This window comes from Shewanella sp., from assembly GCF_041630135.1.
Taxonomy (GTDB): Bacteria; Pseudomonadota; Gammaproteobacteria; order Enterobacterales; family Shewanellaceae; genus Shewanella.
The window spans coordinates 87,531-97,214 of the sequence record NZ_JBFKLW010000005.1 but is presented as its reverse complement, the minus strand read 5'-3'; the positions used below and the strand labels follow the sequence as shown (position 1 = coordinate 97,214).

Here is a 9,684-nt window from a genome sequence, read left to right as displayed (position 1 = left end):
TGGTGTTCATGGCGGCGATAATATAGATAATTAGACCAGTCGTCTAGTGTCTTGGTGGCTAGTGGTTGTCTATGGTGTTGAATCAGAGCTTCAGATCACTGTGTATTTCACGTATCAGGCAGCGCGCCTATTCGCGGCACCAGGCGCTGCAGAATACCCAACTTACCGGCAGCTTGTTCATTGGCGTTATTCTCCGACAATCGCTGTCGCCAAGGTTTAAAATTCCACCCAAAAAGATTAGGATCCGGGGACTTACCACGGCTTGACGGCTACTTGCGACTGGCTTTTTAGACATAGAGTCGCAGAGTTTCTGAATCAATGTGGCGCTTGGCTTCTGTGCCTGGCCGCCAAAGTGCGGTCGCCGACCTGAATGATGATCGCTGTGTTGTTATCACTGTGCTTAACTGGCTGTTGGTGAGTCGCAGAACGGAATGCTATCATCCGCCACTGGAAATAGAGTTAATGCTCTAGAGGTGTCAATGAAACTGATCATCACACTCCTGCGCCTGTCGGATAGGGGATGTTTATCCCGTCGTGGCGTTGAGTTACACAGGCGCTTGCTGCTTGCGCTGGCGTTAGTGGCGCCCTTGGCCCATGGCCAAAGCTTTGATGAAGCCTGGCAGCAGCTGCAACAGGTAAGCGATAAGCTGGCGGCATCCAGTGCCAAGGTAGACCGTGCCCGCGCCGAGCGCGACGCCGGGGAAGACATGAACCTGCCAGAGCTATCCCTGCACGGCAGTTACACCCGTCTGGAAAAGCCGCTGGAGATGGATCTTCGCGATCTCAACCCGCTGGCATCCCTCGACCCCAAGACCTTGCCGCCTGCCCTCGGCGCTGCCCTTGGCAGTATTCCCGGTGAACTCTTTATTACGCCCTTTACCGAGCAGGATATTTTCCGCGCCAGTCTGTCGGCTATGTGGCCGATTTACACCGGTGGGCGCATCAGCGCCGCCCAGGGCATCCACGAAGCCCATCTAGCCGAAGAACAGCAACAGCGGGAACTGACGCGGCGCGAACTCTTTACTACCCTGGTGGATCGCTATTATGGCGTGATGGTAGCGGCCGAACTTGCCCGCACCCAGGACAAGCTGGTGGTGTCGCTTGAAAAGCACGTGGAGCATGCCAGGAAGCTTGAAGCCCAGGGGCAAATTGCCAAAGTGGAACGCCTCAATGCCGAAGTGGCGCTGGATAACGCCAAAGTGCAGGCCTCCAGCAGTCGCCGCCAGTATGAAATCACCGAGCTTGCGCTGCGAAGCTTGCTGAAAACTGCGCCTGCGCCCTCGTCAGCGCTGTTTATTGCCCAACGTGAACCCTCGTTGCCGTACCTTGCTGAACTCACGCAAAAAGGTCATCCGGCGCTGAAGTTGTTGGATGCAAAAGAAGCCCAGGCCAATGGCCTGATAGAGGTTGAGCGCGGCGCCTATAAGCCCATGGTATTTCTGTACGGCAATTACACCCTCTACGAAGATGACAGTCTGTTTGCCAAAATGGAGCCGGACTGGATGCTGGGGGTTGGTTTTAAGATGCCGTTGCTGACCCGCGATGGCCGCAGTGGCAAGGTGGAAGCCGCCAGGAGTGCTCTGTTGCAGGCCCGTCATACCAAGGCGCAGACACGCGAAGACTTAAGTTTGCTGCTGGAGCAAAGTTATCGCCAGTTAAAGCAGGCGGAAGAAGAGTATCGTGCCCTGGCCAGTTCCCGCGAACTGGCGCTGGAAAACCTGCGTTTGCGTGAGCTGGCCTTTAATCAGGGCATGTCCACCTCCATCGAACGGGTGGATGCAGAGCTGAAACTCACCGCCGTGGATACCCAGCAGCTGGGTGCCAAGTTTCGTTATGTGCAGGCCTATGCGCGGCTGATGGCCATTTCCGGCCAATTGGATGAATTTATCGGCCAGACCAAACAGGTGGCTATGGGAGATCAACAATGACGACGAATACGCGCCTGATGGCACCTACAGTCCGGGGCCAATTGGATGAATTTATCGGTCAGGCCCAGCGAGCGTCTGCCACCATGGGAGAAAAGCAATGACAGTCAACCGTTTGCTGGCAACTTCTGCACTGGTCGCGTTGGTGATTGCCCTCGGCTGGGGGCTGATGCTGGCTCACACTCCTGCCAAGGCCTCGTTGCAGGGGCAAATCGAAGCCCGTGAATACCATGTGTCGTCCAAGGTGCCCGGCCGCATCGAACAGGTGATGGTGCGCACCGGCGATACAGTGGTGGCAGGGGACTTGCTCTATGTGATTGACAGCCCTGAATTGAATGCCAAGTTGATGCAGGCCGAAGGGGGCCGCGATGCCGCCCGTGCCATGCAGCTTGAAGCCGATGCAGGTGCCCGCAAGCAGCAAATTGCCGCCCAAAAAGAGCAGTGGCTTAAGGCCAAGGCAGGGTTGGCGCTTGCCAAAACCACCTTCGATAGGGTCGATAACCTGTTTCAGGAAGGTGTTGTGCCGCGGCAAAAGCGCGATGAAGCCTACACTCAGTGGCAGGCGGCCAAATACACAGAGCAGGCGGCTCTGGCGGTGTATCAGATGACCGAAGAAGGCGCACGGGAAGAAACCAAGGCGGCCGCCGCCGGTAATGCCCGCATGGCCGAGGGTGCAGTAAAAGAAGTCAGCGCCATTCTGGCCGACAGTCAGATGCGCGCCCCCCGTGGTGGCGAAGTGTCTGAGGTGCTGCTGCAGTCCGGCGAGTTGGCACCGTCCGGGTTTCCGGTGGTGAGCCTGGTGGACATGAGCGATGCCTGGGCCGTGTTCCAGCTGCGTGAAGACATGCTTAAGGATGTGAAAAAGGGCGACGTGAAGCGCCTGTACATTCCGGCGCTTGATGCCAGCGCCGAGTTTAAGGTGAAGCACATCGCCGTGATGGGCGATTTTGCCACCTGGCGCTCCACCGAGAGTGGCCACGACTTTGACCTGCGAACCTTCGAGGTGGAGTTGGTGCCTGAGAAGTCCATCGACGGCCTGCGCGCCGGCATGTCGGCGATTTGGGAATAAGCATGCGAGCCTTGCTGCGCCGGGAACTGACATCGCTGTGGCAAAGCCCCTGGCAGTTGGCGCTGGTGAGCTGGCTGCCGATTTTATCTATGCTTGCGCTGTGGTGGCTGTTCAGTGCTGCGCTGCCACGGCAGTTACCTGTGGCCTGGGTCGACCTGGATAACAGCAGTGTCAGCCGTGAGCTTGGCCGTCATGTGGCGGCAAGCCCGGTGGCAAGCCCTGAGTCCTTTACGCATCTTGATGATGCGATAGCTGCCATGAACCGCGCCGAGGTGTACGCGCTGGTGGTGGTGCCTGTGGGTTTCAGCCGCGAGCTGATGACCGGTGGCGATCCTACCCTGGATGTGCGTTACAATGGTCAGTTTTTGCTGGTGGGCAAGCTGCTGGCGGCCAATTTACAACTGGCCATTGCCGATGCCATGAAGCCTTTGGCCTACACCAAGCAGCTTGCCGCTGGCGCCAGTCCCCATCAGGCCAGAGTGAATATGGCGCCGATTGAAACCCAAACTACGGCGCTGTTTAACCGCAACAACAACTACGTGGGCTTTTTGGTGCCGCCGGTGCTGCTGGCCCTGTGGCAGCTGATGGCCATGTTGGTGTTTGCCAATGCCCTCAATCGGGAGCTGGCAGACGCGCCAGAAACCCCACTGAGCGCCCGCCTTGTTGCCAAGTTTGTGTTTTATACGCCATTGCTGTTGGCTCAGGGGCTGTTTATTCATGCGCTGCTGTTTGGTTTTCTGGCCCTGCCGGTGGCGGGTTCGCCTTTGTGGCTGGTGCCCGCCATGCTTGCTACCTTGCTGGCCATTTTTCTGATAGTGGCGCTCATTTTTCTTATCATGCAGGAAGCCGCGCGGGTGGTGAGTTTTTGCACCGCGCTGTTCGCCCCGGCGTTCGCCTTTATGGGGGTAACCTTTCCGGTGCACGATATGCCTGCGGCCGCCCAATACTGGCGGCTCTTGATGCCATCGAGCCACTATATCGACTCTCATATCGCCCTGGTGAGCTACGGTGTCAGCGGCACTGAACTGCTGCTTAAACTCAGCTCTTTCGTGCCTTTTCTTCTGCTGCTGGTGCCGATTTATGCGCTGGCGGGCAGGGGGCTGCGGGCGAGCGACATGGCCAAGGTTGTGAATGAGGAGCCAGCCCTATGAGCCTGCTGCGACTCATTTTGTGTGAGCTTAAAGCCATTGTCAGTGATAAGGCGATTGCCGTGACCCTGTTCGGTGGGGTGTTGTTTTATGCGGTGCTTTATCCCTTGCCCTATCTGCATCAGGTGCCCACGGAGCAGGCTCTGGTTGTGGTGGATTTGGATAACACCAGCTTAAGCCGCACCCTGGTTCGCCATGCTGATGCCAGTCCGAAAATCCGGGTGGCAGCAGGCGCTGGCAGTGTGGCAGAGGCAAAAATGCTGATTGCCAGCGGCGACTTTCATGGTCTTTTGGTGATCCCCCTAGGCTTTAAGCGAGACCTGCTTTTGGGGAAGGGCGCGACCTTGAGTTATGGCGGCGATGCCAGTTACTTCCTGGTGTACTCGGCGTTGGTGGAAGGTCTGGTGTCGGCAGGGATGGATGCGGCCAAATCGGTGCAGCTGCTGGGATTACTGAGCCGCGGCGAGTCCTTTACCGGCGCCACCCTTTCGCTTGCGCCCATGCACCTAAACGCGGTACCTGCCTATAATCCGAGCCTGGGTTACATCCCCTATGTGGTGCCCGGGCTGTTTCTGCTGATTTTGCATCAGACACTCTTGATTGGTACCGGCATTTTGGGTGCCGGTCAGTGGGGCGGCAGTGGTCAGCCCGGTGCGAAAGGCGAAACAGGCGAGAGCGGTTATTGGACTCAGGTTTCGCCCCTGAAACTGCTTCTGGGTCGCAGTCTCGCTTTTGGACTCTTGTACCTGGGCTTCGGTGGTTTTTACCTTGGCTGGTGTTATCACTGGTATGGGGTATCTGTGCAGTCTAGCCTTGGTCAGATGCTGTTGTTTGCTCTGCCGTTTTTGCTTTCTACCCTGTTTGCCGGTATCGCGGCCAGTTGCTTGTTCAGCCGCCGTGAACTGCCGACGCAGGTGATGCTGCTGGCTTCTATGCCCATTTTGTTTGTCAGCGGCTTTGTTTGGCCGCTGTCGCTTATTCCTGAACCCTTGGTGCTGGTATCCAAGGTGATTCCGGCGGTACCTGCGATTTTCGGTATGCTGAAACTCAATCAGCTCGGCGCGGGATTTGCGGCGGTGATGAATGAGTGGCTTATTCTGTGGGGGCTTGCGGCTGTGTATTTTGTGCTGGCATTCGCGGGGCTCAGGTGGCGGCGTAATCGGCAGTAGCTTCAATGGAAACTGAGCCAACAAGCTGGTTGCCGATATCATCATCGAGCAATAAAAAGCCCCGCATCGCGGGGCTTTTTATTGAAATAGCTAAAGCTTACTCGGCCATACCTTCACGCAGGTATTTGTGCAGCTCTTTGGCTGCCTTGGAATCGAGCGCCCTGGCTGGTTCGGGCTCTTCCTTTGCGGCTTCGGCGGCAACCTCTTTGGCCAGAGCACGCACCAGCTGACGCAGTTTTTGCCTGTCCAGAGCCGGATGAGCCTCAATCAGCGCCTGAATTTCAGCGTCACCTTCGCTCAGCAGTCGGTCACGCACCTTGTCCAGCACGTGCACCCGGGCCGCTTCGGTATTGTTGCGGTTAGTCACCTTATCCAGTGCTGCCGTAATGGCGTCACTGTCGAGATTACGCATCAACTTACCGATAAACTGCACCTGACGACGGTGCGCCTCAGTATTGGGTTTAATTTTTTTAGCGGCCATAAGGGCATCGAGCAGGCTTTCATCCAGCTCGAGTTTGTCCAACTGGCTCTTGCTCAGGCTCAGCAGGCGTTTGCCCAGCTCCTGCGCCGCATGGGATTCCTTCTTAAAGGACGTCTTACTGACGTAATCATCGTCCTCATCGTAAGGCTGTTTGAAATTCTCGGGATCGCCGACGACATTCATTTACTCAAAACCTCTTTTACGCAATCCGGCAATATTACCATTAAGCCGTTAAAGGCGCGAATATGTCCGCTCAATAGCAGTGAAAAGTCGCCATTTCAGCCGGAATTGTGGATGTGATTTGCAGGTGGCCTTTGTTATGCTTAGCCCCATTACGACGTTAACCAGAGTAAACCAGTGTCATCGAACAAGATTGAAGTGGAAATGGAGGCCCTGAAAGACGCAGTGGCCATGGCTTTGGAATATGCCCATACGCTGGGTACCAGTGCCGCCGAAGTGGCGATTTCCAAACAGCAGGGCCTGTCGGTGTCGACCCGCCTCAAAGAGGTGGAAACCGTCGAGTTCAATAAGGATGGCGCCCTGGGGATCACTGTATTTCGTGATGGCTGCAAGGGCAGCTCGTCCACTTCTGACTTAAGCCCTGACGCCATTCGTCAGGCGGTAAAGGCGGCCGATGATATTGCCCGTTATACCTCCTCTGATCCCTGCAATGGTTTGGCCGATGCTGCGCTGATGGCGAAATGTTTTCCGGATCTGGACCTCTATCATCCCGAGAGCCTGACTCCGGATGAGCTGACAGAGCTTGCTGTTCGCGCCGAGGCGGCAGCGCTTGAGGCCGATCCGCGCATTAAAAACTCCGATGGCGCCAGTGCCAACGCCCACACGGGTATTAAGGTATATGGTAACAGCCACGGTTTCCTCAATGGTTACTGCTCGTCCCGTTACTCTTTAAGCTGCGTGGTGATTGGCGAAGAAGACGATGGCAATATGCAGCGGGACTACGACTACAGCATTTCCCGCCGTTATGGTGAGTTGCTGGCCCCTGAATTGGTGGGGCAGAAGGCCGCCGCTAAAACCCTAAGTCGCCTTGGTGGCCGTAAGATTGCCACCGGCAAGATGCCGGTACTCTTTGCCCATGAAGTGGCCACTGGTCTGATTGGCCACCTTATCAGCGCCATCAGTGGCTCAAGCCTTTACCGTAAATCGAGCTTTTTGCTGGATTCGCTGGATACCCAGGTGTTCCCCGAGTGGCTCAGCATCCGCGAAGAGCCGCATCTGCTCTCAGGCCTTGCCAGTGCCCCCTACGACAGTGAAGGGGTGGCCACGGTCGACAGAGACATTATCCGCGATGGCGTGCTGGCGACTTATCTGCTTACCGCCTATTCATCCCGTAAGCTGGGCATGACCAACACGGGTCATGCCGGTGGTATATACAACTGGACCTTAAGCGATAGCGGCATGGACTTTGACGCGCTGGTGCGCCAAATGGGTACCGGCCTGATTGTCACTGAAGTGATGGGGCAGGGGGTAAACATGGTGACCGGTGACTACTCCCGTGGCGCGGCCGGCTTCTATGTGGAAAACGGTGAAATCCAGTATCCGGTGGAAGAGATCACCATTGCCGGAAATCTGAAAGACATGTACCGCAGCATTCAGGCGGTGAGTCAGGACAGAGACCTGCGCTCTTCTATCCGTACCGGCGGCATCTTGCTGGATGCCATGAAGGTAGCGGGCAACTGAGCCGTAAATCACCGTATTCAAGCCCCGCTGTGCGGGGCTTGATATTTTGGAGCCAGCCATTGCGGTACCGCTGAGTAATGCCAGCAGGATGAAAGTGCCTTTCTTCCATATTCAGGTTTTTGATTAATTGTATTTTCATTCGTTTTTCAGTGTTGGCGTTGCACTGCTTTTATCGAATGGGAAACATAAAAAATGTTTTGCAGTGACACATTGGATCTGGATCTTGTGCCTTTGATTGCCGTATGCTTGGCGCGTTTTTAACCAAGAGGAAAAACCATGGCAAAAGCGCACGACCACGGCCGCGGCGACATCCGCGATAACGCCATCAAGGCACTGGTTACATCAGAGCTGTTCCGCCAACGGGTGGAAAAACCAAAGAAAGGCAAAGGCTCTTACAATCGTAAGGCACGCAACCAAAAGGGGCATCAGCACAAGGGCGATGCCCCTTTTGATTTTTTGGGTCTGTGTTTGCTGCGTTGCTGATAGCGCCTGCTTTTTCTTCAGTTTTTGGCCATAAAAAAACGGGCACAGGGCCCGCTTCTTCATTCGATAACCTCAGTAAACAACACTGAGTATCAGTCTTCCAATGCCACCAGTTCGGCCCAGAGATCGTGCTCGTCAGACGCTACTATGCGGGCGCGTACCATATCGCCCGGGGTCAGTTCGGTTTCACCGTTGATAAACACCATGCCGTCAATTTCAGGGGCATCGGCGTAAGAGCGGCCGATGGCACCTTCTTCGTCCACGTCATCAATCAGAATATCCAGCTCGCGGCCAACCAGACGGGCCAGGCGCTCGGCGCTGATCTCGGCCTGCACTTCCATAAAGCGCTCGTATCTGTCTTCTTTGACTTCTTCACTGATAAGCTCACCCAGGGTATTGGCCACAGCGCCTTCCACCTCGGAGTACTTGAAGCAGCCAACGCGATCCAGACGCGCTTCACGCAGGAAGTCCAGCAGCATCTGGAAATCTTCTTCGGTCTCGCCGGGGAAGCCGACGATAAAGGTCGAACGAATAACCAGATCCGGGCAGATCTCACGCCAGCTCTTGATGGCGTCAAGCTGACGATCAACGCGGCCGGGGCGCTTCATCATCTTGAGTACCCGTGGGCTGGCGTGCTGCAGCGGCAGGTCGAGGTACGGCAGAATGAGGCCTTCGGCCATCAATGGGATCAGTTCGTCAACCCAGGGGTAAGGGTAAACGTAGTGCAGACGTACCCAAGCGCCCATTTTGCCAAGCTGGCGGGCGAGGGTGGTGATGTCCTGCTTCACTGGCATACCGTTCCAGAAGTCGGTGCGGCCGCCCTTGTCTTTGCCGTAGGCGGAGGTGTCCTGACTCACGACCAGAATTTCCTGTACGCCGCTCTCGACCAGACGCTTGGCTTCATCGAGCACGCTGCCTACGCCGCGGCTGTCCAGATCGCCACGCAGCGCCGGAATAATACAGAAGGTGCAGCGGTTGTCGCAGCCTTCGGAAATCTTCAGGTACGCGTAGTGCTTGGGAGTCAGCTTGACGCCGGTCTGGGGAATAAGCGAGGTGTAAGGATTGTGCTCAGGCTTGGGCACATACTTGTGCACGTGATTGAGTACCGCTTCATAGCTGTGGGGGCCGGTGATTTCCAGCACGTCCGGATGTACTTCGCGGATTTGGTTTTCCTTGGCGCCCAGACAGCCGGTAACCAGTACCTTGCCGTTTTCTTCCAGTGCTTCACGGATAGCATCTAGCGACTCTTCCACGGCAGCATCGATAAAGCCACAGGTGTTCACAATCACCAGATCTGCGTTGTCGTAGCTGTTGGTCACTTCGTAGCCGTCGATTCTGAGCTGAGTCAGGATACGCTCTGAGTCCACCAGGTTTTTGGGGCAGCCCAGGCTGACGAAGCCAATGCGGTTGCCGCTGGCGGTATCTGCGGTGGCCTCAGCCTCTGCGGCCAGAGTTTTGGCTGGCGTTTCGAGGGTGGTGGTCTGCTTGGGATCAAAGGTTTCTACTGTCTTGTTCAAGGCGCGCGTTCCAAAAATGACTCAGGTGTTCCGGGCCCGTGACCCGTTGCTTGATAGAGCTTAGCGGGTAACCGGCAAAAAAGTGCGCGCGATTATACCGCAGATGCATTAAAGGTACAGGGTGTGTGGCGAAAATTTGTTCACATTAAGGCGGGAAATTTTTTTGAAAATAAATAACCCCTTTTTCTGAA

At 56.0% G+C, this 9,684-nt stretch carries 8 protein-coding genes; 6 read left to right on the top strand and 2 right to left on the bottom strand.

What is annotated here, in order from left to right; all coding sequences use genetic code 11:
* Positions 1-431 precede the first annotated feature (431 nt).
* From ABYK60_RS02710 to ABYK60_RS02695, 4 genes are all read left to right on the top strand, one after another.
* Positions 432-1,928, top strand: a complete 1,497-nt coding sequence (locus tag ABYK60_RS02710) for a TolC family protein (RefSeq protein WP_372870385.1) — start codon at positions 432-434, stop codon at positions 1,926-1,928.
* Positions 1,929-2,025: 97 nt separating this feature from the next.
* A complete protein-coding gene (locus ABYK60_RS02705) occupies positions 2,026-2,994 on the top strand; it encodes an HlyD family secretion protein (protein WP_372870384.1) in 969 nt (322 codons plus the stop codon).
* A gap of 2 nt (positions 2,995-2,996) precedes the next feature.
* Positions 2,997-4,145 (top strand): ABC transporter permease, encoded by a 1,149-nt coding sequence (locus ABYK60_RS02700; RefSeq protein ID WP_372870383.1) that lies wholly within the window; start codon positions 2,997-2,999, stop codon positions 4,143-4,145.
* A complete protein-coding gene (locus ABYK60_RS02695; protein WP_372870382.1) occupies positions 4,142-5,311 on the top strand; it encodes an ABC transporter permease in 1,170 nt (389 codons plus the stop codon). The genes ABYK60_RS02700 and ABYK60_RS02695 overlap by 4 nt, the downstream gene beginning before the upstream one ends.
* Before the next feature lie 97 nt (positions 5,312-5,408).
* Here the strand turns inward: ABYK60_RS02695 and yjgA are convergent, their stop codons facing one another.
* The gene (gene yjgA / locus ABYK60_RS02690) at positions 5,409-5,975 is read right to left on the bottom strand and encodes a ribosome biogenesis factor YjgA (protein WP_372870381.1); all 567 of its coding nucleotides are present in this window, start codon (positions 5,973-5,975) and stop codon (positions 5,409-5,411) included.
* Positions 5,976-6,149: 174 nt separating this feature from the next.
* Between yjgA and pmbA the strand changes: the two genes are divergently transcribed.
* Together pmbA and ABYK60_RS02680 are read left to right on the top strand one after the other, a co-directional pair.
* Positions 6,150-7,493 (top strand): metalloprotease PmbA, encoded by a 1,344-nt coding sequence (gene pmbA / locus ABYK60_RS02685; RefSeq protein ID WP_372870380.1) that lies wholly within the window; start codon positions 6,150-6,152, stop codon positions 7,491-7,493.
* A 276-nt stretch (positions 7,494-7,769) separates the two neighbouring features.
* Positions 7,770-7,976, top strand: coding sequence for a ribosome alternative rescue factor ArfA (locus ABYK60_RS02680; protein ID WP_372870379.1), 207 nt, complete (start codon positions 7,770-7,772; stop codon positions 7,974-7,976).
* Between the two features lie 92 nt (positions 7,977-8,068).
* On the opposite strand, the gene rimO is transcribed toward ABYK60_RS02680, so the two are convergent.
* A complete protein-coding gene (rimO, locus tag ABYK60_RS02675) occupies positions 8,069-9,493 on the bottom strand; it encodes a 30S ribosomal protein S12 methylthiotransferase RimO (RefSeq protein WP_372870378.1) in 1,425 nt (474 codons plus the stop codon).
* Between the last annotated feature and the right edge of the window lie 191 nt (positions 9,494-9,684).

Coding starts and splice junctions, on each gene's coding strand:
- ABYK60_RS02695 (WP_372870382.1), top strand. CDS start 4,142: ATGAGCCTGCTGCGACTCATTTTGTGTGAGCTTAAAGCCATTGTCAGT.
- ABYK60_RS02710 (WP_372870385.1), top strand. CDS start 432: ATGCTATCATCCGCCACTGGAAATAGAGTTAATGCTCTAGAGGTGTCA.
- ABYK60_RS02705 (WP_372870384.1), top strand. CDS start 2,026: ATGACAGTCAACCGTTTGCTGGCAACTTCTGCACTGGTCGCGTTGGTG.
- yjgA (WP_372870381.1), bottom strand. CDS start 5,975: ATGAATGTCGTCGGCGATCCCGAGAATTTCAAACAGCCTTACGATGAG.
- ABYK60_RS02680 (WP_372870379.1), top strand. CDS start 7,770: ATGGCAAAAGCGCACGACCACGGCCGCGGCGACATCCGCGATAACGCC.
- ABYK60_RS02700 (WP_372870383.1), top strand. CDS start 2,997: ATGCGAGCCTTGCTGCGCCGGGAACTGACATCGCTGTGGCAAAGCCCC.